Here is a 25,120-nt window from a genome sequence, read left to right as displayed (position 1 = left end):
TCCTTAGATCACCTTGGCTTCGGTCTTGAGCTTCTCGACCAGCGTCTTCACGTCGGCGACCTTCACGCCTGCGCTGCGCCTGGGCGGCTCACTTACTTTCAGCGTCTTCAGACGCGGCGTGACATCGACGCCCAGGTCTTCAGGCTTCACGATTTCAAGCGGCTTCTTCTTCGCCTTCATGATGTTGGGCAGCGTCACATAGCGCGGCTCGTTCAGGCGCAGATCGGTCGTGATGACCGCGGGTAGGTTGAGCGACAGCGTTTCAGCCCCGCCATCCACTTCACGCGACACCGTCGCACGGCCGTCGGCAATAACAATCTTCGACGCAAACGTCGCCTGCGGCAGACCCGTCAAAGCAGCCAGCATCTGGCCGGTCTGGTTCGAATCGTCGTCGATGGCCTGCTTGCCGAGGATCACCAGCTGAGGCTGTTCCTTGTCGACCAGCGCCTTCAGCAGCTTCGCGACCGCCAGCGGCTGCAAGTCCTCAGAAGACTCGATCAGGATGGCGCGATCCGCGCCGATCGCTAGCGCCGTGCGCAGCGTTTCCTGACATTGCGTGACACCCGCCGACACCGCGATCACTTCCGTCGCCACGCCTGCTTCCTTCAGGCGCACGGCTTCTTCAACCGAAATCTCGTCGAACGGGTTCATCGACATCTTCACATTCGCAATGTCGACATCCGTGTTGTCCGACTTCACGCGGACCGTCACGTTGTAATCAACCACTCTCTTCACGGCCACAAGTATCTTTGACATGTCACTCCACTCATTGCGGGAGACGCTCGAAGTCGCACACATATTAACTTCAGCGATGCGACGTCCGGCATACGAGCGCACCGCTGCCGATGCGAGAATTTGCTCAAATCCGCGGGACGCCTGCCGCTTCGCGATCCTTATCGAAGGGTCCAAACTGTCTATCCTCAACACGCGGAGCGTCGGTCGACGAGCCGTGCCTGACCGACTTCCCATGCATGCGCATGTCGTCTACTCCCGACCTTAAGATTTTCATAGCGACGGGGTTTCGCCGGCTCGCCGGGCCTTCAGGCCAGCTACCGTATCGTGCGTGCCGGAAACGACCTCACGCGCAGCTTGCGCCATCAACCCACTATCATTCGCGATGCTGATGAACTGGAATCCCATTTCAATCATGCGGGCTGAGTACTGAGCGGAACCAGTGTGGATTCCAGCAAACTTTCCACGCTTTCTCGTCTGACTCACAAGATTCTCGTAGATTGAAAGGAACTCATCCTCCTCGCGATCTAGTGCCGGTAGTTTGCCCAGTGAAAACGCAAGGTCACCTGGACCAACATAAATACCTCCGATTCCTGGCGTATCGAGAATGGCCTCAATGTTGTCGACCGCCTCACGGGTCTCGATCATTGGAAGCACCAGCAATTGATCGTTCGCGATGGTTTGATATCTGCTGGCAACCCCGTATGCCGCCGCTCGGATCGGGCCGTTACTTCGCTTGCCCATGGGCGGATACAGGCACGCGGCAGCGAGGGCTTTCGCATTATTTTCGGTGTTGATCATTGGGCAGATCACACCCCATGCGCCTGCGTCAAGCACCTTCCCGATAATGCCCGGCTCATTCCATGGGACGCGCACCATAGGAGTCACCGGGTGTGCGCCAATGGCCTGAAAGCACGCAACCAGCGACTGATAGTCCTGGACGCCGTGTTGCATATCGACGGTGATGCTATGCCAGCCGCATTGCGCCATCACTTCGGCTGAGAATCCGGAAGGGATAGCCAGCCATCCATTAAGGCAGTACTCTCCCCGCTGCAGCCGATTCTTAACTTCGTTATCCATGGCAATACTCCTGTGCAGTAACGTTGCCTCGAGTGTCACCAAGATTGACACGGCGGCCGGCCGAAGCCGGGAGGGCGAGTCGGAACGGATGCGTACGAGGTAAGAAGATCATGGCCGCATAGCCATACCTAATGCTGCGAAAACGCGGCCTAAGCATTGATCCAAATTCATGAGAATCCGCTGATCCAGGAGCTCGGTAAAACCTTGCGCTCGGATCATGGGATGAATGTTTTTCAGCCGCGAGGGGCCGCGAAATGTCGCTTCTCCTGAAACTTTTCTGCCGATGCTCCCGCGCTGAGGGCGTCTGACACACATGGCGTCTTGATACCGATCGTCGGGTAAGCCAACCGCGTCCCACAGCAGGTGAACTACTGATTACAAGGTATCTCTTTCAGCGCTCGATGGGAATTGGCCAAATTTCGATATGTCCTATCGTCAGAACCGATGGGTCAACGACTTTCGATCCGGCGGATTCATTTGCGACCTTGAGAGGGGCGTGTTCTTGACCTGCCCCCTCGTAGGGGATCGTGTCGAGGAAAGTCTTCGGCGATTCAAGTGCTCGATTGGCTGCTCGGCGAGCCGAAATTCCGTTAGCAGCGGTCGGCCTTTTGGACGCGCCTTTCACTCCAACCCTCGGCGAACTCATCGGCACCTCGCGGTCAGCAGACCCGGACAGACCCGCGCCCACTGCCTGCGAAGCGAGCGGCTTCTCAACGGCTCGACAAAGGCTTCGGTACCTTTCTATCGGTAAAACAGATACTTTCTGCCTACGCCTACGTTCAGATGAGAGCGCTTCGCGCGCAACTCCGTAAGGGTTTGCCAGTCATTCCTCAATCGGCCTTATCAGTGGGAGAATGAATAACTCACTGAAATGGAGATGGAACGATGCTTGACCGCCTGACGCTCGATCAGCTTCGGGCGCTCGTTGCCTCAGCGGAAGAGGGTAGTTTCTCGGGCGCCGGGAGGAAACTGCTTCGCGCGCAATCTGCCGTCAGCCAATCCGTACAGACGTTGGAGGACGAACTGCAGGTCCAACTTTTCGACCGTTCCGGAAAGTTTCCTGTTTTGTCAGACGCAGGTCGCGCGCTGATAGACGACGCCAGAATAGTGCTCGAGGGCGCCGAAGCCCTGCGTGCACGAGCCGCCGTTTTCGCATCAGACATCGAACCTGAAATCGCGCTCGCGGTCGAGCAGATGTTTCCGAGCAAGTTCCTGATGGAGACCTTGCGCGGGTTGGGCGAGGAATTCCCATCCGTGCGCGTCACTATTTACGCCGAAGCCCTCGGATCGCCCGAAAAGCGCCTTGAAGCTGGTGTTGCGCAGATAGGTATTTACCCGCCTTATAACGTAGGTCGCGGCGAATTCGAAAGTGAATTTCTAGCGGCAATACCAATTGTTCCCGTCGTTGCCGCCACACACCCCCTGGCGGCAGTCGAGGGCGCCATCTCAAATGCGCAGCTCAATCAACACTTGCAACTGGTGTTGACAGACCCAGAGCAGCGCATGCAGACGGTTGCACCCGGTGCGCCGCTAGGATCGCGCTACTGGCAATTCGCAGACCAGCGCACACGCCTCGATTATCTCCTTGGCGGCTTTGGTTGGTGCCATGTGCCGCTTCATTTTGTCGAGGAATATCTCGAGTCAGGCCAGCTCAAACGCATAGCGCTACAGCGGCTCGCTGGAGGTCATCTAAGCATTGGTCTGCATGTAATTCATCGGCGAAATTATCGATTGGGACGTGTCGCGCGATGGCTTATCGACGACTTGCGGGCGCGACTCGCGAGACATCCGGCCAAGGCAATAGATGAGCTAGGCACGGCCATCCCGGTCGGCATGGCGCCCCGCGGATCTGCGGGATGAATGATATTGCGCGCGCGATGCCAGTCGAGCGAGCCGGCACCCTTGTATATGGCCAAAACGTCTGTGACACGTCTTCGTTTTCCAATCGATGGGCCGGCACCGCGCGCGGACCATTGAACGGGTCTCGCAGATCGGAAGCTACTACAGCTAGCGGGAGCTTGCCTGTGCGCATGCGCAAAACAGACGCCCCCCCGGTGCGAATCGTTCGTACGGTCTCGCAGGCCGCCCTCTGACCGTCTTGCCACGCTATTGGCGAGCGTTGGTCATCGTGCGGCCACCCGAAGCGCACTCTCGAATCAACGAGCGAGTCCTCCCGCGTCAAAGGGCAATCAGTCGTTCCGCTTTCCCTACCATTCGCAAACTGGATACCGCAAGCGCTGCTGGTGCCGCTTATTTGCCTACGTATTTTCCCTGATGCTGATTCGGCAGACTACAAAGTTTGGGACGAGTCCGAGCGTTTTATCGGCGCAGAAGGGCAGGGTAAATGCCTAATTTTGCCCTCTGTTTGGCGACCTATCGACTTCGCAGATGAATCTCATCGAAATTATGCGCATAGCCATCGACGGGACCTTTAGTAAGCTGGGAAGCGTCGAGATTCGACACATTCCTTAGAACGACTCGGGCGCTTACTTGACCCGTACGGAGACAGTATCCATGCAGCCATTGCAGGATAGCGAACCCCATCTCGCTGACGGACATCTCGTGCCACAAGGCGAGCATGACGCAATGACATCGCCAGGTTGGTCGGCACACGTGCGGCTTACACTGCGACGTGCGACGTCGGTCCAGTCCCTGAGTGTTGGACTAATCGTAGTGCTTCTCGCCTTTATTACCGTCTACCCGATGATTATGCTCCTCTACGGGAGCCTGCATTCAACACCTCCGGGTATGGCCGGCAGCTTTAACCTTGATGGTTATGCGGCTGCGTTGAAGCAATCCAATCTGCTAATACTTGCGAATAGCGTTGGCATTGCAGTAGCCCAAACGTTGCCGTCAGTCTTCATGGCGATTCTCCTTGCATGGATCATTGCAAGGACCGATACCCCTGGGGGCCGAACGCTGGAAGTGTTGATTACTCTCCCGTTCTTCCTGCCTCCGATCCTGACCGCCATGGCGTGGGGCATGCTTGGCAATCCGCAGACGGGTCTAATCAACGAGGCTTGGCGATGGCTGACGGGCTCGTCGAGTCCACTTGTCAACGTCTACTCATACGGCGGTGTCGTTTGGCACCTGATGCAATACTCGACCGCCTTTCTGTTTCTATTTCTCGTTGATGCGTTTCGCGTCATGGATCCGTCTCTGGAGGAGGCGAGTCGCATGTGCGGAGGCGGTCATCGAAGCACCTTCTGGCGGATTACTTTGGGTGTGCTGCTGCCAGTGATAACCAGCTCTGCCATCCTTGCCTTCATACGCGGTATCGAGGCTTTCGAGTCCCCGGTATTTTTCGGTACGCCCGCTGGCGTTAAGGTCATTACGACCGAGATTTACGACTCGATCACTGGTCGGACTCCTCCAGACTACCAGTACGCGTCAGCGATTGGCTTCGTCATGCTTGCATTGATGATGTGCGTAGTGCTGCTGCAATGGAAGGTACTGCGTGGCAAGAACTTTCAAACCGTGACTGGCAAAGGGTTCCGACCGGCGACCATTAGTTTGGGACGTTGGAAGTGGCTGACGTTCGCGATCTGCGCAATATACTTCCTGGTTGCCGTGGTCCTTCCAATCGGACAATTGTTTATCGGATCGTTTTTTCAGTTCCTGGGATTCTATAGCCTCGATTCCCTGACTCTCGATCACTATCGCAGTGTCTTCGACAACGCAGACTTTTGGCGGTCATTCCGGAACACGATGTATCTGGGACTTGGCGGCGCCACGGCAACGATGTTCCTTGGATCGGTTATCGGATATATAACAGTTCGGACCCGTTGGCCGGGTCGTCAGGTAGTTGACGTCATTGCATGGATACCATGGATGTTGCCGGGTATCGTGCTCGGTGCGGGCTTCCTGTGGGCCTTTGCAATGTTGCCGGCTTGGATTCCGATTTACGGAACGATCTGGGCTCTTTTCCTTGCCTACCTGTCGTTGGGAACACCCGTTGCAGTGCGTCGTATGACAGAGGCTTACCGGCAGTTGTCCGTGGATCTCGAGGAGTGTTCCCGTGTGCATGGCGCAACATGGGCCCAGACGCTCGTACGTATCATGATCGCGTTGGCGTGGCCGTCTTTCGTGGTTGGTTGGGTTCTCGTGTTTTTCGGCATCATGCGGGAGCTGAGTGCCTCCATTCTCCTGTACTCCGTGGGCAACGAGGTGATGTCGGTAATGCTGTTGAAACTTTGGCTTAGCGGAAACGCGGAGGAAGTGTGCGTCATAGGCTTGTTGATGATCGTGCTTGTTATCGTATTTCGCTTGCTATTGCCGCAAATCGGCGGCCGATCGAAAGTCTGACTGGTTAGAACGACATGTCAAATATCACCCTTGAAAACGTTAGCCGTACCTTCGGCAACAATACCGTCGTCGATAATGTGACTCTTCGGGTTGAACCCGGCGAGTTCGTGACCTTACTTGGGCCATCGGGCTGTGGGAAAACCACGACCCTGCGTATGGTAGCTGGCCTTGAGCGTAATAGTGGAGGCGTAATCCGCATCGGTAAAATGGTCGCGAGCGATGCGGATCGGAAGATTTTCGTGCCTCCGGAAAAGCGCTCGATTGGGATGGTCTTCCAGTCATACGCGATATGGCCTCATATGACTGTGTTCGATAACGTGGCATATCCGTTAAAGATCCGCAGACGGCCAACTCCCGAGGTTCGCGAAAAGGTTGCTAAGGCACTTCGAATCGTAGAGATGGAGAGATTTTCCGATCGGCCCGCACCGGCGTTGTCTGGAGGACAGCAGCAGCGTATTGCAATCGCGCGCGCTTTGGTTTTCGAGCCCCAGGTGCTGCTTCTGGACGAGCCGATGAGTAACCTCGACACCCGGCTGAGAATGCAAATGGGTGACGATTTTCGAGAGTTACAACAGCGATTGAAAATCACAACCTTATACGTCACACACGACCAGTCAGAAGCGATGTCGCTATCTGACCGTGTTGCGGTAATGAGTTCGGGAAAAATCCTGCAGATAAGTCCACCAACCGATATATATCATCGTCCGACTAGCAAACAGGTTGCGGCGTTCTTCGGTTCGCCCAACATGCTGGAAGCCACCGCGCTGGCGTGTTCGCGAAGACAAGACGGGCTATTCACCGTACAGGTGAGAGGGTCCGGCTGGGAGGGCGCTTGCACTGCAGCCACTGACGTTTCAGTTGATGCGCAGGTTACCGTGATGATCCGGTCCGAGGATATGAGCCTCCATTCGCTCCCAACGAGTGGGGAATCAATTCGGTGGTCAGGTACGGTTAAGGAGTCGGTATTCCGTGGGCCGACGCGATCACTATCGGTCGTGAATGGCGAGCAGCGGATTCGCGTTGAGACTTCATCCCTGGCTAATCCGACCATAGGATCTGAGATAAATCTGTATGTGAAACCTGAAGTCGCATGGATCGTTAAGGCGTAAGAAGTCAGCGCGCACATTCCGTGAAATCAGGTGAAAGGCTCAGGTTCCTGTGAGTGACTCAGTATCGCATCGAGAAAGATGTGACAAGAGATATGTAAGGAGAACTACATGAAGTGCGTACGAAAACTGACGATGGCGGCCATCATCGGGTGTCTCGCAGGGACAGTTTGTGCCCAGGATGCACAGTGGGATTCCGTTGTCGCGGCAGCAAAGAAGGAGAAGACGCTGGTTTTCTATACTGGCTTGCTGTCCAGCAAATGTCTGGACCGCAACATTGACCGTTTTGGAAAGGAATACGGAATCACAGTCCAGACGTTCCGCGCACGCGGAGGCGAGTTGTTGGAGCGAATTCGAGTGGAGCAGGCGTCCAACCGCTTCATTGGCGATGTCGAATGGAATGGTCCGCCGGTGATTTTCTTGCAGGGTGAAAAAGGAGCACTAGAACCGCTCGGCCCGCTGCCGAACGTCTCAAATCTTTTACCAGACTACCACGCAGAAAAATATGCGGTTCCCGTTACCCGTAGCTCCATTGGGATGATTATCAATGATCGACTCGTCAAGCCAGGCGACGTTAAGAGCTGGAAAGACCTGACTGATGAGAAGTGGCGAGGCAAGATCGCGGTTGATCAGATGGATGTCTTGGGAGTAGGAAACATGTGGTTCGACGTCACCTATCAAAAGTTCGGTCAAGGCTTCCAGGAAGCATTCGCAAAGAATAAACCGCTGATAACCCGCGATTGGGGAGCGATGGAGCGTCGTGTTGCAAGTGGGGAATACCTTGCGTACGTTGGCATCGAGTCGTTCAACGGTCTTGTCGCTAAGGGCCTGCCTGTGCGGTGGATGGTGCCGGAGGAAGGGGCGCCCGCATACACTGCAAAACTGGCTATTCTGAAGAATGCACCACATCCAAATGCGGCACGAGTGTTTGTAAACTTTCTGCTGGGCACTGATTCGCAATTGCTATGTGCAAATGAGGCGATGGGGCCGGTTGTGAAAGGAGTACTGGAGAAGGTTGATCCGTCTATGCGACCCTATGTTGACGTCAAAAAGATGGGTGAACAGAGTCCTGACCCGGCAGTCGCAAGTAAGGCTGTCGATGTCGCTCGGCAGATATACTTAACACGTTAGCAGTGGGTGAGATTTTTAGTGTTCATTTTCCGTCGTATCGTCTAAATAGTACTACGAAGCATAAAGAAATGGTCCGCTTGTCGCGTACCGGGTTCTTGAGAAGCATAATTAGCTTGGAGATCAGAAATGAAAAAGTCGGTTGTTGGGCTGGCGATTGCTGGTTGCTTCGCGGGGCACGTATATGCGCAAGGTAGCGTCACGCTGTACGGAATAATCGATGCGGGATTGAATTTCGTGAACAACGATGGCGGAAAGCAGTTGTATCAATTTCAGAGCGCGGTATCGGGATCTCGCTGGGGGATTAAGGGCAAGGAAGATCTCGGCGGCGGGACCAGTGCCATCTTCCAGCTGGAGAGCGGGTTTAGTCCGTTCACCGGGAAATCCGGTCAAGGCGGCTTGCTCTTCGGGCGGCAGGCATATGTGGGCCTTACAAACGAGACCTTTGGCTCACTTACTTTTGGGCGGCAGTACGATCCCTTAGTCGATTTGGTTGGGCCGCTCACCTTCAATCAACATTACGGCGCGTTGTTTTCACACGTAAATGACATCGACAACTCGGATGATGCGTTCCGCGTAAGCAATGCAGTGAAATATGTTTCACCGAAATGGAACGGTTTCGTTGTAGAGGGCATGTATGCGTTCGGGGGTGTTGCTGGGCAGTTCCGTCAAAACAGTACTGTTTCTGGTGGTGCCAGCTACTCAGGCGGCGCACTCTCGTTAGCTGCCGCGTATTTCTACGCCCGTAATCCGGCGACGCAGTTTCCTGACGGGAATTTCCAGCCGAATACGGCAAACTTGCATGCCTCTACTACCGGGATCTTTGGATACGTCGGTAACCCGTCCAATATGCAAACCGTCGGTGCCAGTGCGGTGTATCATTTTCAATCCGCAGAGGTCGGGGGAGCATTCACAAACGCACGTTATGACGACGCGAACGGCGTGAGTGGGAATACGGTATGGTTTAACAGTTACGAGGTCTGGGGGCAATATTTCTTTACACCTACAATTATTGCGGGGCTTGGTTACAACTTCACGAACGGGCACGTTCACAGCACTGGCGATCGTCCGGAATATCATCAGGTCAACGCTGTCGCAGACTACTTCCTGTCCAAGCGTACAGATGTTTATGTGCTAGGAGTATTCCAGCAGGCGGCGAATGGTGCCAAAGCGGACATCTATCAGGTGTTCACCGGTCAATCCACGACAAATCGGCAGTTCCTGCTGCGAGTCGGCATGCGTCACAGGTTTTAATAGCTGGCCGGGGAGCGAACCGGTCAGTTCGACCGGTTGAACCGTCCCGAGGTTTTGTCGTCATCGGAGAATGCCAACATGAATGTTCCATCCCCTGCGTCCGAGATCCCGGCGCACTGTTATGATCCGCATCCACGAAGTCCGCGGATGCGGTTGCCATCGGGCGCTTGCGATACGCATGTTCACGTCATAGGGCCGCAAAGCCGTTACCCGTTTGTTGATGAGCGTCCGTTTACCCCAACCGACGCTCCGAAGGATACCCTATTTGCGCTTCATCGTGCTCTTGGATTTGACCGTTGTGTGATAGTGCAGTCGGGGATTCACGGCTTCGATAATAGTGCCGTCGAGGATGCTATCCGCTCTGCTAACGGGAATTATCTTGGGGTCGCTCTGGTAAAGCCTGAGGTAAGCGAGACGGAACTGGAACGCCTGGCGCTTGCCGGTTTTCGCGCTGTACGTTTCACATTCTCGACAAAGCAAATTGCGGCCCCAGTAGCTGATGTAGTTGCGCTCAGTGCGCGGCTCGCGAAGCACGGGATGCATCTCCAGGTTCAAGTGGACAGTTGCCTTCTTTCACAGCTGGGGCCGGTTCTGAAGAAAAGCGCGGTTACGGTAGTAATAGATCATATGGGACGCGTTCCCGCTGTGTCCGGACCGGATCACGAAGACATGCGAACCCTTCGAGCGCTCCTTAAGAATGATCTGTTCTACGTCAAGGTAAGTGGAATAGATCGCATCACCGCGGGCGGTGACTACCGGGACGGGATTGTGATTGCGCGTACGCTGACAGACCAGTTCGCGGACCGTTGCATTTGGGGTTCAGATTGGCCACACCTGGGCAATGACCACATCCCAGACGACGCTGGCCTGGTTGAAGCTCTCGAAGAGATCGCGCCGGTGGCATCGGATAGAGAACTCATCCTCGTGAGCAATCCGGCGCGCTTGTTCCGGTTCGAGGATCGGTAGCTCCTTTTTTTGATCTGCGTTGGGTAGCCACTTTTTCTGAACCAAGAAATGAAGAGGACGGCGTCAGTCGTTCTCTGCCGGATACGTTCGAGTTGCGTGGTACCGGTTATGCGAGATGTCCAGTGGCATCGGACTGTAACGGGGCGTAGTACGATCCGGTCCGTCTGCAGAACTGCACTCTGAAACCTATCCTGAAGGCAATCCCTTTGGCTCTTTTAGTGAAAGACAGGTCGCCGCCGCTGTGGTTGCTCGTGATGCTTGTTCTGAGCGGAACGATGGCAATGCACATGTTTGTGCCGGCGTTATCGGAGGCGGGGCGCGAGCTGGGCGCGAGTATGGGCGCAATGCAGCTCACGATTAGTCTTTACGTTTTTGGCCTCGCTGTTGGGCAACTGATCTATGGACCGTTGTCGGATTCATTTGGACGACGCCCGATGCTTATCATCGGATTGACTATGTATGCTGCGGCCGGAATCGCGGCTGCGTTATCAACTCGATCTGAGGTGCTTATCGCCACACGATTGGTCCAGGCGCTAGGAGGATGCGCGGGCATGGTGCTGGGGCGGGTGATCGTGCGCGACACAGCTGCAGGCGATATCGCCGTTCGCAGGCTCGCCCTGCTCAACCTTATCGCCGTGGCCGGGCCAGGCCTCGCTCCTTCTTTGGGCGGGTTGCTTGCAACGACGCTCGGGTGGCGAATGATTTTCGTTGGACTGGGAATTTTAGGCTTCGTCAATATTGTTTTGGTGAGATTCCTCTTGCCGGAAACTGCGAGGCCCACCTATGTCATGAATCGCGGCGTTCTGAAGAGAGACTACGCTCGCTTGCTGCGATCGCCGGCTTTCCTCGGATATGCAGTTGGCGGGGGATGTGCGACCAGCTCCACATATGCGTTTATTTGTACGCGATCCATTGACGACACCCCTCAGAGTAAGGGCGCGGTTCTCATGAGATGTGGTACAGGGCTCAGTCAGCGGAGATCGATGGGCATCTTCCAGGGCAAGAGCGCGTCGTAGTCGTCGACGGTCTGTGCCAGCGGGAGACGCTGTAACAGCCAGGTGAGATAGCGATACGGATCAATGCTGTTCGCCTTGCAGGTTTCGACCAGTGAGTAGAGATTGGCGCTCGCGTTTGCGCCATCGACGGTGTCAGCAAACAACCAGCCGCGGCGTCCCAGGCAGAACGGGCGAATGGAATTTTCGCAAGGGTTGTTCGATATGGGCCAGTTGCCGTCTTCAACGTAACGGATCAGCTTCGGCCACTGCCCGTGCAGATAGGTCAGCGCCTTGCCGAGCAGACTGTTGGGGACGACGCCAGGCGAGTGCTCAAGCATCAGCTTTTCGATAACATCGAGTACGCACGCGCTGTATCGTCGCCGCAATCGCTGTCGTCGCCCAGCCGTCCACGTCTGGCTTCGCGCTTCGGCCGCGAACAGTTTTCCGATCAGGCTGATGAAGCGTGTCGCGAGCAGATCGGGCGGGCGCGCTGCTTTGGGGACATTGTCTTCCGCCTTCACAAAGTACCGTCTTGCGTGCGTCCAGCATCCGAGGTGCACGAGCTGGTACTGTTCAGCGATGCCGTTGTAGGGTTCGTATCCATCGGTCATCAGGGCGGCACCTTTACGGACACCGGCAAACAGCCTGTCAGCCAGCCTGGCGCCACGACCAGGCGTATAGGTGAAGCAACGGATGGGGATGCCCGAACCGGTCATCTGCGCCCACAGATAGCTTTTCGTTTGCGGCTTTCGCCCTTGCTCCTTCAGGACCTGGAACGTCGTCTCGTCGCCGTAGATCAGTTCGGCATCGAGCAGCGCATCGCGCATCAGGTTGATGACGGGTTGCGTCGCAAGACCGACGCGGACCATGCTCGCGGCAATCGTGTTCGACGAGATGTCGCCGCCGAAGCGACGCAGCAGACCGGCCAGGCGATAGAGCGGCATGCCGAACTGGTACTTGCCGGTGGCGATCCACGCGAGCGCCGATTCACTCAGCAGCCCACGCGGGATGATACGGGGCGGTGCCGGCGTAACCTTGATGCCGAGATCGCAACATGGGCAGGCGTACTTGATACGCTGATGCTGGGTGACTCGCAACTGCTCGGGAATGACATTGAGCTGCTCACTGATCTCGACGCCGATCTCGACGAGCGCGTGTCCGTCGTGATCGCAGAAGCGCTCTGCCTCAGGGAGTTCGTGTCGCACGACATCACGCGGCAGATTGGGATCGAGAGGCTTGCGGTGGCCGCGCTTCTTGCGCTTGTGGGCCGCGACCTCGGTTCCGGGGGTATCTTCCTGCGCGGGAGTGGCGTTCGCGCCGAGCGCTTCGGCTTCGTTGAACAGGCCGAACTGGTCCGAGGCGCGCGCTTCGCTTTTCGCGCCAAACAGTTCGCGACGGTAAGCGCGCAGTCGTTCCTCGGCGAGATCGCGCTCAGCTGTCACGAGGCGCAGTGCGCTGCGAACCTCCTCATGATCGCGCTGAAGCGAACCATAGGCCTCTCGCATCGCGAGCAGTGCCTTGAGTTCGTCGGCGTCGATGATCACGTTGATCGGCATACCGCTTAGACCGGCAAGCCGGTGACGTGTTCAGCTCACGCGTGCGTAATCTCGACTGGGATGTCGCTGGACTGCGGCAATGTCGATGCCCTCGATAAGCCAGTGCAGCTGCTCGACGCTCAGTGTCGCGACCCGGTTCGCGCTGTCAGGCCACACGAAGCGATCGTTTGCCTCGAGTCTCTTGAGCATGAGCCAGAAACCGTTGCCTTGCCAGCCCAGGATCTTGATGCGATCGCATCTCCGGTTGGTAAACACATAGAGCGAGGAATCCATCGGGTTCAAATGCATGGCCTGCTCCACGAGAATCGACAGGCTGTTCATGCCATACCGGAAGTCGACGGGTTCCCGATGCAGGTAGACCTTCAGGCCTTCGTCGAACCGGAACACGGCATCCTCCCCAGCATCTGGACCACGGTGGTCAGTTCGTCGATGCTCGCCTCGCCGAGATCAAACTCGACGCCGTTGGACAGTCGCACATGCAGTGCGAGCGTCAGCGATGGCGATGGTGACGGTGACGGTGACGGCGACGGCGACGGCGACGGCGACGGCGACGGCGACGGCGACGGCGGTGCGGTTGGCCGTGCTGGTGGTGCTGCAACGACAGGCACGAATGCCGTGGGCGAGGCGACAGGTGGGGAGCGTTTGCGCGAACCTGGGATGTCAATGGGCGCGCCATCAATCACCGCGAGCGTGCCCTCCAGTACGATTTCCTCCGGGGCATGCGGACGTTCCTGTTCGCCGGTAGCATCATCCTGCGATGCCGGCGAGATGCCTTTCTCGCGCTCCAGCAGGTACTTCGTGATCCACTTGCGTAGCAGGTTGGCGTTGATCCCGTGCTCCTGCGCCAGGCGGGCAACCGACACACCAGAACGCAGCGCTTCCTCAACGAGCGCACGCTTGCCTTTATCGTCGTAACGACGGCGACCGTCGCTGCTGCGTCGAACTACTCTTAACTCTGGATCTTTGTCAGCCATAGGTGTCCACCTCCGAATAGGTGGACACCTATGCTCCTCGCTCCTGTCCCCAGCGGCTAGACGCCGAAAATGGATCGCTTACGTTTATTTCTACCGCGCCCTTCATTTTCGACAGGTTGCACAGGAGCATGCACGACGTCGGATTGCTGCTGGGTTTCCTCGCGCTCGGTATTTCCCTTGGCAGCGCCATAACAAGTCGACTTGCAGGGTTCTGGGCGGTGGGGCGCCTATTATTTGCCGCAAACTCTTTGGCACTGACGTCCGCCACCTCATTTCTTCTTGTCGCGTTTCTGGGAAAAGAAAATGTCGCATCAGTCGCTGGTTTGGAGTTTCTGTACGCGCTGGGCGCAGGAATGGCGAGTCCGATCGCGCTGACTCGGGCAATCAGTGTGGACACGTCGATAACTGGGTCAGCTGCCGGACTAGCAGGTTTCATTCAGATGGCGGTTGGTGCGGCATGTATATGGCTGGTTGGCACCTTCGCGGATCCTGCGCTTTCTGCCGGCATTATCGTGACGGTCACGAGCGCTTTCGCGCAGGTGGCATTTCGTCTAGCCATGAGAAGCGACTTTGGCCGCAGAACGGGCTAGACACACGAAAAACGTCGTTGCGCAGAATTCGCGGCTTCCCTGACGCGTAGAAGAAGCGGCACGTTCGCTGGCCCGCCGCAGGGATGAGGGAGGCGGATTTCCGAGTTAAATCATCGAGAAATTCGGCAGCGCCATCCTCGAGTTTGGCGCTGCCCGGCGCTTCGAATCCGACTATCGTGCCACGTCTATCCATTCGGGTCAGCGCAAAAGCCTGCTCCTTGATATGTGCCTTCCTTTTCGTTGGACGGTTTGACACCGGTCAATTGGTCGATATAATTGTCAGCGCTGTCAGTCGGTGTCCATTGAACAGCATCGCGCATATCCTTCCCCCAAAAGGAGAGTTTATTCGACGAAGTCGCCCAAACGACTGCCCATCCGACGTCGCTCGCTTCACCCGCACGAATAACCAGGTCGTGTAGGTCCTTTCTCGAAAGCCATGTTGCAAGCATTCGCTCATCGAGCGGTTCGGAAGGTTCTGCGGATCCCACCCTCACTACGACCGTTTCGACACCAAATTTGTCCCAGTACAGTCTTGCCATGAGTTCCCCGTAAGCTTTTGACAGCCCGTAGTGTGAATCCGGCCTGTAAGGGGCGTCGTAGTTGATCTTTTCGTCTTGGCGGTAAAACCCGAAACAGTGACTAGATGAGGCATAGATAACACGACACCCATTCTTCCGTGCGGCCTCGAAAATGTTGAATACACCCTGGATGTTCGGTCCAATAATCTCCGGGAATGGACGGTTCGACGCTTGGCCACCAAAGTGCACGATGATGTCAGCTCCATCGGCCATCTCCATGATCGCGGCACCATCTTCCAATGCTACCTGCCGAAATAATGCGTCGTTTGGCAACGCGTCAGGAAATTGCCGGATGTCGGTGAGCCGTAGCGCCCAGCCATGTTTTGCCAACGCCGCTACCAGTTCCCGGCCAAGTTTCCCAGATGCGCCAGTGACAAGCGCCTTAAGCTGTTTCTCGCTCACATTTCCTCCTGTTAGTCGTTTGACTTGATCCCGGCAGCCGAACGAACTAAGGGTTGCTGCCTCGCTGCGCTCAGGAAAATCAAAAAATTGTTTCTAGACCGGGTCCACGTTGTCCGACCGCGACCACCGGCATCGACTCCGCGCTGTCAAATGAAAGCTTCCGAAGCCTCCGGATCTGCTTGCTCCAGAAAAGGAAGGCGGCTTCCTGAACTGTCGGTAAGTCGCATCGCCGTACAACGGTTGATGCGTCGCGTGCTCCAAACGGATCTGCGATTTAAGTGCTGATTGCGCCGTTAGAAATGCCGAGGCTGCGCAGGGCCGCGCTGTCGAATTCCTTGGCGGTTCGCGATTCGGCCGGTCGATCTCCGGACGGCATGTTTGCAGTGATAGCGGTCGCCGGGTCTGGCGCGTAATCATTCCTCCGCATGAGGATATCCTGCCCGACGTCAAGCGTCGACGTGCGCCCTAACAGACCCATATTAATGTCAACCTCTCGCTTTAAAATATCTAAGGCCCGTGCGGCGCCTTCCCGCCCGCCCGCGATCACGCCATAGAGCGTAGCTCTGCCGACAAAAGTGAAGTCGGCTCCAAGTGCAAGCGCCTTTAGAATGTTTGTGCCGCGTTGTATCCCGCTATCAAGCATAACGGTCTTTTCGTTACCAAGCATTGCTCGGATAAGCGGAAGTACATCGACAGGAGAGGGAGCGAGGTCGAGTTGGCGGCCGCCGTGATTGGACACAATGATCCCATCGGCACCCACCTCGAAAGCCTTTACGGCGTCCATCGGATTGAGGATGCCTTTCAACACGAGCCGCCCGTTCCACCGAGCCCGGATCTGGGCAATCTTGGCCCATGTTTGGGTTGCAGATGGTGTCTGTGAGCCATAAAAAGCGAGAATTTCGTCGGCAGTAGCGTTCGGTGGAACGAACGAGGTCCAGTTTTCCATATTTGGCATCGTCGCCCCCGCTGCGAGGTATCGCGCAAGCCAACGAGGGTGAAGAATCCCGTCTAGTACTATCGATGGCCGTAGCTTTAAAGGCCGGCTAAAGCCGTTGCGGAGATTTCTTTCACGCTTACCGGTGACCGGTACGTCTACAGTCACTACAAGCGTTTCAACCTCGCTCATTTGAGCTCGCCGGATCAATGCTTCGCTGATGTTGGTGTCGTGGGTTGCGTAGCTCTGGAACCAGACGTTCTTTCCCGCAATGTCGACAATTGACTCCACAGAGCTGATACTCGCGCACGAAAGAATGAACGGAACGTTTGCTTTCGCAGCCGCCTGCGCGAGCATCAGGTCGGCGCCCTTACGCCACATTCCGGCCCCTCCTGTAGGGGCGATTCCGAACGGGCAGCTATATGTGCGTCCGAAAATGTCAGTCGATTGATCGCGCTGCGATACATCTATCAGGCACTGCGGAAGCAGTTGATATCGGTCGAAAGCATCGTGGTTGCGACGCAGACATATTTCGTCCTCCACCCCTCCCTCTATGAAATCAAATGCAATACGGGGAAGATAGTCACGGGCGATTTTTTTCAGATCGCTGATACTGTTTGCTTGAGATGTACGCAAGGGGTCGTCCTCTTTCAGGCGCAGAGCCAACTACTGACAACAAGGTATCTGGTTTGCGTTGATATTTGAATTGGCAAAATACTGATAGTTTCTATCGCGTCAGAAGATGGATGGATGTGGGCGGTATGCGTCGTGTGACGCGGTGCGCCAGGCGAGGTGTGGCATTCACCGTTGAACCCGTCCGGATAAGGGGAACAACGGATCGTTATAACCGTATGCCGCGGCATACCCTGACGGTACTAGAGCATCGATGAAGGATTCATCGTCCGCGTCGATGCGTGTGTGCATCGCTGATAGATATTCCTGCCATTGTGCGGTTGTTCGCGGGCCGCCGACAACGCCATTCACGAGCTTATTATTTAATACCCAGGCGATGGCAAACTGCGTTGCGCTTAGTTCCCGCTCCAGCGCCCGCCGTTTTATCGCGTCGGCTACGGCTAGAGATTCCGGACGGAAATCCGTTTCGAAAATTCGCTTGTTCCCTCTTCCGGCTCGCGATTCTGGGCTGGGGCTGACATTCGGATCGTACTTACCTGTCAGCACCCCTCGCGCGAGCGGGCTATAGGTAACCACGCCAACGCCATAACTGGCGCAACAAGGAAGCAGTTCGGCTTCGGGGCCACGCGTAACCGCGTTGTACGCAGGCTGGCAGACGATAGGCAGAGGAAGTCCCATACGCCGTGCAGTCTCGACAATACGCGCCACCCGCCATGCTCTGAAGTTTGATATTCCGTAGTATCTGATCTTTCCTAGTTCGATGAGCCGGGCGAAGGTCGACAACGTCTCCTCAAGGGGCGTTTCCTCGTCGTCTCTGTGCATGTAGCAGACATCAATCCAATCGCTCCGTAGTCGCCCCAAACTTGCGTCTATGGCCTTCAATATCCAGCGTCGGGAAAGCCCACGGTCATTCGGCGAAGGGCTTCCTGGATTTGCCAACTTTGTGGCGAGAACCCATCGGTCCCTGTCGGGAGCGATTAGTCTTCCGACGTACCGTTCTGATTCTCCATTGGCATAGTTATCCGCAGTGTCGATTGCATTAATGCCGGCATCTCGCGTCATTGCGACGATGTCCGTCGCCTCCGCTTCGCCGGTCTGGTCGCCGAACATCATAGTGCCGAGCCAGAGTCGCGAAACCTTGAGGCCACTGGCCCCTAAATTAAAATAGGATTGCATAGTAAGATGAAGGCCTGTAGAAAAACATCCGGTTGGACGAAAATGGAAACCATAGCCGCTATGGAGCATCCTAATCCTGTCGACTGTCACATGTCATTCCGGTAAATCGCATTGTGTTGTCTACGAAAGCTCAATTGCTTAGGACTTTCCCTGACTTGCCGGGACTCGATCGTAGCTGACTGGGCAGGGTTGGCGATATTAATCAGGACGAATGCCGCAAAAACCAGGGAAAACCCCCGGATTTCATTAACCATCCGCACCACGTATCGGTTTTGTCGATGTGAACTATCGAAAGATGGCGGATTTCTATCAGCAATTCATCTAGTAAGCTTGCTCCCTATGTTGCTCGGAATCAACTACCGCAAAATGCAACATGGAATGAGGAGATAGATGGAGGCGAGCTCGTATTCGGCTAATGGCGCCCACGGTGTCGTGGCAAGACAAGGTTGAGTGAGACGATGGAATTCTCGCGCGCATTCCCGCCCGTTCTGGTGTTCACATTCCTATGCCGCGTATCGATCGCGGGTAGGTCGATCGATTCGAACCGACGTGTTAATCCGCGTTCCGCATGGTCTGACTTCGCCGTGTCGATTCGTGCGTGCGGCGACGAATAATCCGGCGGTGTGGTTGCCGGCCGACATGGTTATGCGCGAGTAATGCGTCAACTTTTAATTCTTCAAGGTGTGAGCTTAGGCCACGTAATGCAAGTTCGGGGGAGCTAGCTCGCGTGACGGTTAGAGTCCGCATCCACCGCGCGCTTGCGCCTTACCGTCGAACCCCATAGGGAAGCACCCGTTCCGAGGGTGCCAGCGCATCGAGGATATGACAACATGGAATTCGATTACGTGGTGGTCGGAGCAGGAAGCGCCGGCTCGGCCGTGGCTTCAAGGCTCAGCGAGGACCGCGGTGTGACGGTCGCTCTGCTTGACGCTGGTGAGCGAAAGTACATCGATATCAGCAAGCTGCCCGCTGCGGTGCTTAAGACCATTGGAAACCGGTCATTTGATTGGAATTTCGAATCAGAACCCGACCCGAGTCGCGAGGGCGTACGTGAGTTGTGGCCCCGCGGCAAGACTCTGGGCGGTTCGTCGGCGATCAACGGAATGATCTTCGTTCGCGGCTTTCCTGAAGACTACGATCTGTGGGCCGAACGGGGGGCGTCGGGATGGAAATGGTCAGATGTGCTTCCGTACTTTCGTCGGATGGAGGATAGCGTCGTAGAGGAAAACGAATTTCGTGGGCTTGCCGGCCCGCAGACAGTCTCCAGGTTGCGATACGTCCACCCGCTCACCCCGAAGTTCATTGCAACCGCACAAGCAGCTGGAATCCCGTTTTCAGATGACCTCAACGGCCGAGAGCCCGCCGGTGTGGGCTATGTGCAGGGTAGTATCCGGGCCGGCCGGCGGCAAAGTGCCTACGCTGCCTATATTGAACCCAATCTGAAACGAACCAATCTGACGGTGTTGGACGCTGTTCAGGTCCAACGCGTGGAGTTTGATGGTCGGAAGGCAACCGGGGTAGCCGGCCGCAGACGTGAGCAAGACATTCGGGTACGAGCGCGCCGCGGGGTTGTTTTATGTGCTGGTGCCTTGGGTTCCCCGCACATCCTGATGCGTTCGGGAATCGGGCCCGAAGACGATCTTCAGAGATGTGGAATTCCGGTTGTCGTTGCCCGGAAAGCGGTCGGTCGTAATTTGATGGAGCATCCGGGCATGCACTTTCCGATCGAGGTTACGGTGCCGACGATGAACCGGGAAGCGCAAGCGTGGCGCGCGCCGTTTCACCTCATGCGATGGGTGTTACACGGTAACGGTCCGGTGAGCGTTCCGTCGTCCCAGGCGCTCGCGTTCTTCAGGTCACAGGAAGATTTGACGCGGCCTGATTTGCAGCTGCAATTCAACTGCTACGCCCGGACCTTCCCAAAGGGAGGCTCTACAAAGAGTCTGAAACTGGAAAACAGGAATCTGATCACAATGGCTCTTAACCTGAGCTATCCGGAAAGTCGCGGGCACCTCGAACTTCGTTCCGCTAATGCAGGAACCCCGTTGGCGATTCATCCAAACCTTTTGGGCGCAGAGTCCGATATTCGTCGACTCGTCGCGGGGATGAACTGGGTTAGGCGGATCTTGGGCACCCAACCACTCGCTTCGAATATTGTGCGCACCCTGAATATTCCGGAACCGCGTGGATATGACGCGGACGCAGAATTTGTGCGCCGGGAGAGCCACCCGTTCTTCCACCCCGCAGGAACCTGCCGCATGGGGATCGATGCAGAAGCAGTGGTCACTCCGTCCCTTGCAGTGAGGGGTTGTGAAGCACTCTGGGTAGCGGACGCCTCGGTTTTCCCAACCCAGATCAGCGGAAACATCAATGCAACGGCGATCATGATCGGTGACCGGGCGGCAGATCTCATTACAACGTCTGCACGGAGGACTTGATAACGACGAATCCGTAGAGCACAGATCACGCACATAAGGTCAAGGACTTGTAGATGACAAATGCGGAAATCTCTATGGATAGATTCGGTCATAGACGACTGTGTAGAGGATTGCGATGTTGTTGTGCATGCGGCGTAACGGATCACTATATGCCTACCCGTTCACGTATTCCGCACTTGTAAGATACCCTATAGTCAAATCGTTCGAGGAGACCGAACAGTGAAAATCGTCAGGAGAGATACGGCCGCGATCATCCTTTCAGCATCGATCCTTTCCCCCTTAAGCTATCAAGCGAGTGCACAGGAAAAAAGCTGGACGGACGTAGTTACGGCGGCTAAGAATGAGAAAACCGTCGTGTTCTACACAGGGGCGGTCGCAAATAAGTGCGTCGACGCCATCATCAACGATTTCAGAAATAAATACGGTATCGATGTCCAGTCGCTTAAAGCACGTGGTGGAGAGTTGCTCGAGCGTATCCGCGTCGAACAGTCAACCAGCCGGTTTGTTGCCGATGTTGAATGGAACGGACCTCCACCTATCTTTATTCAGAGTAAGGCGGGGGCTCTCGAGCCCCTGGGTAAGCTACCGAACCTTGCCAATTTGCGACAGGGCGTGAGTGCCGAGCAGTATGCCGTCCCGGTATTTGCAAACTACGTGGGTGTGCTGGTCAATGGTAGGTTAGTAAAAGACGAAGACGTTAAAAGCTGGAAAAATCTTACAGATCCAAAATGGAAGGGAAAGCTGGTGTCCGATCAGCTGGATGTAATGAGTAACGGTAACATCTGGTTTGATGTCACGCGAAAGGCTTTTGGTGATACGTTTCATCAAGGTATTGCGAATAACAATCCCTTGATGGCGCGTGACCTAGGCGTCGTACAGCGTAGTGTCGCGACTGGTGAACGTTTGATTTACATTAACCAGGACGCAGCAGATGCATTTGCGGCGAAGGGGTTGCCAGTACGCTGGGTAGTGCCGCAAGAAGGCGCACCATTTTACTATGCAAAGGCAGCCGTTTTAAAGAATGCGCCCCACCCGAACGCGGCGAGGCTGTTCATAAATCACCTTCTAGATACCAAATCTCAATTGGCGTGTGCAGCCGAAGGAATGTCGCCCGTGGTGAATGGCGTTGTTGAGAAAGTGGACCCGTCAGTGCGGCATTTTATCGAAGTAAAGAATCTTGGAGAGCAAAGTCCTGACCCCGCCGTGATAGGTTCGGCGATCGAAGCAGCAAAAACGATCTATAAGAAATGACTCTTTGGGTAAACGTTCGTGCGCCGATTGAAATAGAGTTCGGCGTGAACTCCCATCCTTTGAAACTCCTTTCCGGTAGGAGTTGCATGGCTCGCCATTAGCAAAACGGAACAGCAGATGTTCTGCTTAGCTTTTGGCGGCCTGTCTTCCGTCCTCGCGCTGCGACACGTACACAGCGCGCGCCGGAATGGACGATGTGTGGGCGGACAGGCGATGGTCTCACAAGAGAGAGAGAAGTCGCCTATCGCTCTTCCCCAGATTGAATCCGGTATCCGCGCAAGCCCGCATCCCTTACGAGCCAATTCGTCATCGCTGGGCACTACCCGCCGATCCGAAGGTGAATGTCGCCGCGATGGGGCGTGTTGCAAACCCTACGCGTTTGACAGAGGTTGCGACTCTATGCGTTCGAGAACCATATGCGGTTGCAAATTTTCCGGGTGGCGGCACGCGCCCGCCCGCATGAGAAATCAGGATTTGCAGACGCGACGGCGTGCTGTTCTTTGATCGAAGGGGACACCAGGCATCGAATGGCAGCGAGCTGGCGACCTTGGCAAAAAAGACGCAATACGATAAGGAAGTTCGCTGCCAGAATGTCAGTCAAATATCTTGCCGGGGTTCATGATGTTCTTTTCGTCGATCGCGCGCTTGATCCGTCTCATGAGTTCGATTTCAATGTCGGTGCGATACTTTTTAAGATGAGACTTCTTGACATAACCGATCCCATGTTCAGCGCTTATCGATCCACCGAGGCCAACGGCAATGTCATAAACGGTTTCGTTGAACTCCGGTGCGCGTGCGATGAACGTGCCGGGATCTTCCCCAACTGGCTGATGAAAATTGAAATGAATGTTGCCGTCGCCAACGTGGCCGAATGCGATTACGCGAATTCCCGGATGCATCGCCTCAGCTGCAGCGGTGGCGGTCCGCACGAATTCGGCGATGCGCGCAATGGGGACCGATACGTCGTGTGTCACTACAGCTCCTTCAAACTTGTGGCCTTCAACCACGCCTTCGCGAATGGCCCAAAGGTTCTTTGCTTGAGCAATGCTCTCGGCCAACACGACGTCTTCCGCTAGATTCTCTTCGAGGATTGCGGTCAGAACTTGCTCGCTTAACGTTCGAAGATTGTTCCCCGCCTCACTGGACGAGATATCCATCAACACGTAAAAAGGATAAGTGCGATCGAACGGATCGGTGATCCCCGGGACGTGTTTAAGCCCGAACTCCATTCCGGCACGGGGGATGAGTTCAAAAGCAGTAAGCCTGTCGCCTGACGCACTGCGCGCTTGAGAGTACAGCTGCATGACGTGATCAATATCGCGTACGCCGAGAAAGGCAGTTTCGATTTGCACAGGCAGCGGAAAAACCTTTAATGTTGCCGCAGTGATGATACCAAGCGTGCCTTCACCGCCGATGAAAAGCTGTTTCAAGTCGTAGCCGCTGTTGTCTTTTCGAAGACCACGTAGACCGTTCCAAACGCGCCCATCGGGGAGAACAACCTCAAGCCCGAGTGCAAGATCCCTTGTATTGCCGTAGTGGAGGACCGCGATGCCGCCGGCATTTGTGGAGAGATTCCCGCCAATCCGGCAACTGCCCTCCGACGCGAGACTCAACGGAAACAAGCGTCCGACAGTGCGCGCGGCCTCCTGTACATTCGCGAGAATGCACCCCGCCTCGACGGTGATTGTGTGGCCCACTGGATCAATATCGAGCACGCGGTCCATGCGCTGCAGGCTTAGCAATACGTTTTGCTTGCCGCACAGGGGAATTCCGCCACCAACGAGTCCCGTGTTGCCTCCTTGTGGAATAACGGGCGTGCCGGTCTGCGCGCAGAGCTTTACAACGTCTGCGACTTGCTGTGTAGACGACGGTCGAACGACCAGACTTGTTTCGCCGCGGTATCGACCTCGAGCGTCCTGCACGTAGGGCGCCACGTCCTGTTCCTCTGTGATCATGCCCAAGGGGCCGACGATTTCCAGGATACGCTCACGAAGCCACGCGTCTTTTTCAGAGTCCGGCAATGAGGAGAAAGAGTCTTCGTTCATATTTGCGGTAACAGTGCTATCGGCCTTCAACATGGCGTCTCCATCAGTTCATTGGTCCGCGTCAGAGACGCTCGGAAGGGCCAGTGGTCTGATTTTTCTTCTACCAACCCTTGATGCCGAAATAACTATTTCTTAGGATGCGCTGCGAAGTACTCGGTTTGTCCGAACGGGATGTAGTTGGAGCCCGTGACAGGCATGACTGTCCCGGTGATCCAAGACGCGGCGTCGCTTGCGAGGAATACGCATGCGGCGCCAATGTCGTCGGGCGTGCCAAGTCGACATAAAGGAGAATTTGCTGCTTGGCGGCTCCGCCAATCGTCGGAGCGGCTATTGCGCTTTTCGGGTGTATCAATCACGCCCGGCGAGATCGCATTTACGCGAATGCCGAGAAACCCCCATTCTATGGCCATACTCGCGGTGAGACTGTTGACTCCGGCTTTCGCAGCGGTGTAATGACCCATGAGCGGGCAGGGTGTCGCGGTCAACCATGAGGAGATGTTGATAATCGAGCCGCCTTCTTTCATTTTGCGGGCAGCCGCTTGGGCGCAAACGAATGTTGCTTTTAGGTTTAGGTCAATGACTTCGTCCCAGAGGCTTTCGCTCATTTCAAGCAGTGGGGCGGCTTGCTCCTGGGAAGCACCTCCTGCATTATTGACCAATCCATGAAGAGCGCCGAACTTTTCGATCGTGGAATCAATTACACGCTCGATGTCGTCACGACTTGTGATATCGCCAGCGGTCGCGAAGATAGCTAGTCCTTCACGCTCAGCGTTCGCGACGGTTTCCGATAACCGGCTCGCGTTGCGGCCCGTGATCATGACGTTGGCGCCCGCGCGGGCCGTCTCCAACGCAACTCCTGCGCCAATACCGCTCCCACCGCCAGTCACCAGAATGGCCTTCCCCGCAAGTGTAAATTTGTTGTTCACGGTCTCATCTCCCTTACAAGCACAATTGAATTGAGTGGCGACGCTCTTGTT

20 protein-coding genes are annotated in these 25,120 nt (G+C 55.8%); 10 read left to right on the top strand and 10 right to left on the bottom strand.

The genetic code is table 11. From position 1 onward, the window contains the following. Window positions 1-3: 3 nt before the first annotated feature. Window positions 4-756 (bottom strand): electron transfer flavoprotein subunit beta/FixA family protein, encoded by a 753-nt coding sequence (locus OKW35_RS14770; protein ID WP_429552430.1) that lies wholly within the window; start codon window positions 754-756, stop codon window positions 4-6. 249 nt (window positions 757-1,005) lie between these two features. After that, a complete protein-coding gene (locus tag OKW35_RS14765) occupies window positions 1,006-1,812 on the bottom strand; it encodes an HpcH/HpaI aldolase family protein (RefSeq protein ID WP_429552429.1) in 807 nt (268 codons plus the stop codon). Window positions 1,813-2,697: 885 nt separating this feature from the next. Here OKW35_RS14765 and OKW35_RS14760 point away from each other — a divergent pair. The 7 genes from OKW35_RS14760 (at window position 2,698) to OKW35_RS14730 (ending at window position 11,587) form a co-directional block, all read left to right on the top strand. Then, window positions 2,698-3,672 (top strand): LysR family transcriptional regulator, encoded by a 975-nt coding sequence (locus tag OKW35_RS14760; protein ID WP_429552428.1) that lies wholly within the window; start codon window positions 2,698-2,700, stop codon window positions 3,670-3,672. Between the two features lie 813 nt (window positions 3,673-4,485). After that, a complete protein-coding gene (locus tag OKW35_RS14755) occupies window positions 4,486-6,117 on the top strand; it encodes an ABC transporter permease (RefSeq protein WP_429552427.1) in 1,632 nt (543 codons plus the stop codon). Window positions 6,118-6,131: 14 nt separating this feature from the next. Further along, window positions 6,132-7,226, top strand: coding sequence for an ABC transporter ATP-binding protein (locus OKW35_RS14750; protein WP_429552426.1), 1,095 nt, complete (start codon window positions 6,132-6,134; stop codon window positions 7,224-7,226). A 108-nt stretch (window positions 7,227-7,334) separates the two neighbouring features. Next, on the top strand, window positions 7,335-8,354 hold the full coding sequence (locus OKW35_RS14745) for an ABC transporter substrate-binding protein (RefSeq protein WP_429552425.1): 1,020 nt from the start codon (window positions 7,335-7,337) through the stop codon (window positions 8,352-8,354). Window positions 8,355-8,480: 126 nt separating this feature from the next. Then, entirely contained in the window at window positions 8,481-9,605 is a 1,125-nt protein-coding gene (locus tag OKW35_RS14740) for a porin (protein WP_429552424.1), read from the top strand. A gap of 78 nt (window positions 9,606-9,683) precedes the next feature. Beyond that, complete coding sequence (locus tag OKW35_RS14735) at window positions 9,684-10,571, top strand: amidohydrolase family protein (protein ID WP_429552423.1); 888 nt, start codon at window positions 9,684-9,686, stop codon at window positions 10,569-10,571. A gap of 206 nt (window positions 10,572-10,777) precedes the next feature. Then, entirely contained in the window at window positions 10,778-11,587 is an 810-nt protein-coding gene (locus OKW35_RS14730) for an MFS transporter (RefSeq protein ID WP_429552422.1), read from the top strand. Here OKW35_RS14730 and tnpC read toward each other — a convergent pair. The 3 genes from tnpC to OKW35_RS14715 are packed head-to-tail and all read right to left on the bottom strand — an operon-like array spanning window position 11,542 to window position 14,096. Then, entirely contained in the window at window positions 11,542-13,122 is a 1,581-nt protein-coding gene (gene tnpC, locus OKW35_RS14725; protein ID WP_429488555.1) for an IS66 family transposase, read from the bottom strand. The genes OKW35_RS14730 and tnpC overlap by 46 nt on opposite strands. A gap of 30 nt (window positions 13,123-13,152) precedes the next feature. Then, a complete protein-coding gene (gene tnpB, locus OKW35_RS14720; protein WP_090812353.1) occupies window positions 13,153-13,509 on the bottom strand; it encodes an IS66 family insertion sequence element accessory protein TnpB in 357 nt (118 codons plus the stop codon). Continuing rightward, window positions 13,485-14,096, bottom strand: coding sequence for a transposase (locus OKW35_RS14715; protein WP_429551974.1), 612 nt, complete (start codon window positions 14,094-14,096; stop codon window positions 13,485-13,487). The genes tnpB and OKW35_RS14715 overlap by 25 nt, the downstream gene beginning before the upstream one ends. A gap of 128 nt (window positions 14,097-14,224) precedes the next feature. On the opposite strand from OKW35_RS14715, the gene OKW35_RS14710 reads away from it, so the two are divergent. Next, window positions 14,225-14,686, top strand: a complete 462-nt coding sequence (locus OKW35_RS14710) for a hypothetical protein (RefSeq protein ID WP_429552421.1) — start codon at window positions 14,225-14,227, stop codon at window positions 14,684-14,686. Between the two features lie 185 nt (window positions 14,687-14,871). On the opposite strand, the gene OKW35_RS14705 is transcribed toward OKW35_RS14710, so the two are convergent. From OKW35_RS14705 to OKW35_RS14695, 3 genes are all read right to left on the bottom strand, one after another. Continuing rightward, complete coding sequence (locus tag OKW35_RS14705; protein ID WP_429552420.1) at window positions 14,872-15,666, bottom strand: NAD-dependent epimerase/dehydratase family protein; 795 nt, start codon at window positions 15,664-15,666, stop codon at window positions 14,872-14,874. A gap of 274 nt (window positions 15,667-15,940) precedes the next feature. Beyond that, a complete protein-coding gene (locus OKW35_RS14700) occupies window positions 15,941-17,236 on the bottom strand; it encodes an alpha-hydroxy acid oxidase (protein ID WP_429552419.1) in 1,296 nt (431 codons plus the stop codon). 165 nt (window positions 17,237-17,401) lie between these two features. Continuing rightward, window positions 17,402-18,478, bottom strand: a complete 1,077-nt coding sequence (locus OKW35_RS14695; protein WP_429552418.1) for an aldo/keto reductase — start codon at window positions 18,476-18,478, stop codon at window positions 17,402-17,404. A gap of 761 nt (window positions 18,479-19,239) precedes the next feature. Between OKW35_RS14695 and OKW35_RS14690 the strand changes: the two genes are divergently transcribed. Further along, on the top strand, window positions 19,240-20,847 hold the full coding sequence (locus OKW35_RS14690; RefSeq protein WP_429552417.1) for a GMC family oxidoreductase: 1,608 nt from the start codon (window positions 19,240-19,242) through the stop codon (window positions 20,845-20,847). A gap of 219 nt (window positions 20,848-21,066) precedes the next feature. Next, window positions 21,067-22,098, top strand: coding sequence for an ABC transporter substrate-binding protein (locus tag OKW35_RS14685; protein ID WP_429552416.1), 1,032 nt, complete (start codon window positions 21,067-21,069; stop codon window positions 22,096-22,098). Between the two features lie 593 nt (window positions 22,099-22,691). Here OKW35_RS14685 and OKW35_RS14680 read toward each other — a convergent pair. Both OKW35_RS14680 and OKW35_RS14675 read right to left on the bottom strand, forming a co-directional pair. Further along, window positions 22,692-24,176: an FAD-binding oxidoreductase gene (locus tag OKW35_RS14680; protein ID WP_429552415.1), complete on the bottom strand. Its 1,485-nt coding sequence runs from the start codon at window positions 24,174-24,176 to the stop codon at window positions 22,692-22,694. Window positions 24,177-24,268: 92 nt separating this feature from the next. Next, window positions 24,269-25,069, bottom strand: coding sequence for an SDR family NAD(P)-dependent oxidoreductase (locus OKW35_RS14675; protein WP_429552414.1), 801 nt, complete (start codon window positions 25,067-25,069; stop codon window positions 24,269-24,271). Window positions 25,070-25,120: the final 51 nt, after the last annotated feature.

The organism is Paraburkholderia sp. MM5477-R1 (assembly GCF_050436385.1).
In the GTDB taxonomy this organism is placed as follows: Bacteria; Pseudomonadota; Gammaproteobacteria; order Burkholderiales; family Burkholderiaceae; genus Paraburkholderia; species Paraburkholderia tuberum.
Note: the sequence above shows the minus strand (reverse complement) of the source record. Positions and strands in the feature narration are given on the sequence as shown.

Coding starts and splice junctions, on each gene's coding strand:
- OKW35_RS14770 (WP_429552430.1), bottom strand. CDS start 756: ATGTCAAAGATACTTGTGGCCGTGAAGAGAGTGGTTGATTACAACGTG.
- OKW35_RS14765 (WP_429552429.1), bottom strand. CDS start 1,812: ATGGATAACGAAGTTAAGAATCGGCTGCAGCGGGGAGAGTACTGCCTT.
- OKW35_RS14760 (WP_429552428.1), top strand. CDS start 2,698: ATGCTTGACCGCCTGACGCTCGATCAGCTTCGGGCGCTCGTTGCCTCA.
- OKW35_RS14750 (WP_429552426.1), top strand. CDS start 6,132: ATGTCAAATATCACCCTTGAAAACGTTAGCCGTACCTTCGGCAACAAT.
- OKW35_RS14745 (WP_429552425.1), top strand. CDS start 7,335: ATGAAGTGCGTACGAAAACTGACGATGGCGGCCATCATCGGGTGTCTC.
- OKW35_RS14740 (WP_429552424.1), top strand. CDS start 8,481: ATGAAAAAGTCGGTTGTTGGGCTGGCGATTGCTGGTTGCTTCGCGGGG.
- OKW35_RS14735 (WP_429552423.1), top strand. CDS start 9,684: ATGAATGTTCCATCCCCTGCGTCCGAGATCCCGGCGCACTGTTATGAT.
- tnpC (WP_429488555.1), bottom strand. CDS start 13,122: ATGCCGATCAACGTGATCATCGACGCCGACGAACTCAAGGCACTGCTC.
- OKW35_RS14715 (WP_429551974.1), bottom strand. CDS start 14,096: ATGGCTGACAAAGATCCAGAGTTAAGAGTAGTTCGACGCAGCAGCGAC.
- OKW35_RS14710 (WP_429552421.1), top strand. CDS start 14,225: ATGCACGACGTCGGATTGCTGCTGGGTTTCCTCGCGCTCGGTATTTCC.
- OKW35_RS14695 (WP_429552418.1), bottom strand. CDS start 18,478: ATGCTCCATAGCGGCTATGGTTTCCATTTTCGTCCAACCGGATGTTTT.
- OKW35_RS14690 (WP_429552417.1), top strand. CDS start 19,240: ATGGAATTCGATTACGTGGTGGTCGGAGCAGGAAGCGCCGGCTCGGCC.
- OKW35_RS14680 (WP_429552415.1), bottom strand. CDS start 24,176: ATGTTGAAGGCCGATAGCACTGTTACCGCAAATATGAACGAAGACTCT.